The 550-nt window shown below is 61.8% G+C and carries 1 protein-coding gene; it reads left to right on the forward strand.

Translation table 11 applies throughout. The annotated features are described in order from the left end of the window. Positions 1–450 (forward strand): GNAT family N-acetyltransferase (locus tag Q7C21_RS22755; RefSeq protein ID WP_375151203.1); only part of this gene is annotated, 450 nt, incomplete at its 5' end. Between the last annotated feature and the right edge of the window lie 100 nt (positions 451–550).

Raw genomic sequence — 550 nt, forward strand, 5'->3', positions numbered from 1 at the left:
CGCCGCGAACTGCGTCTGCTGGAAGAAGCGGGTGGGGTGGTGCGTGCGGTCAGTGATTTCACCAGCGCTGAGCTGGCGGCCATCTACTGTGACCTGTTCCAGCGCCGCTGGGGCTTTGCGGCCACTGGCGCCGAGCGCATGGCCGAGGTGTTGGAACGCTTGCGCGAGCTGCTGATCGGCTCGGTGATTTTCCTCAACGATGCGCCGATTGCCGTGCAGTTGATCTACCGGGTCGAAGCGCCGCAGTGGATCAGCGTGGAGTATGTAAACGGTGGTGTTGACCCACAGACGCGTGAGTTCAGTCCGGGGAGCGTGCTGAGCTTCCTCAACACCCAGAGTGCCTGGGAACAGGCTCGGGCCCTGGATAAACCGCTGCGTTTCTCTTTTGGCCGCGCCGACCGTGAGTACAAGGACCGTTGGTGCAATCCGGTGCCGGTTTTTCAGGTGTGAGGCCGTCCATGAGTCGCAAACAGCAACTGCTCAAGCGCCACCGGCGCAATAAACGAATCGCCCTGTTGGTGGGGCTGGTGCTGTTGCTGCTGATTGGCGT

Origin of the sequence: Pantoea sp. ANP04 (assembly GCF_041982285.1) — a bacterium.
Lineage (GTDB): Bacteria > Pseudomonadota > Gammaproteobacteria > Enterobacterales > Enterobacteriaceae > Pantoea > Pantoea eucalypti.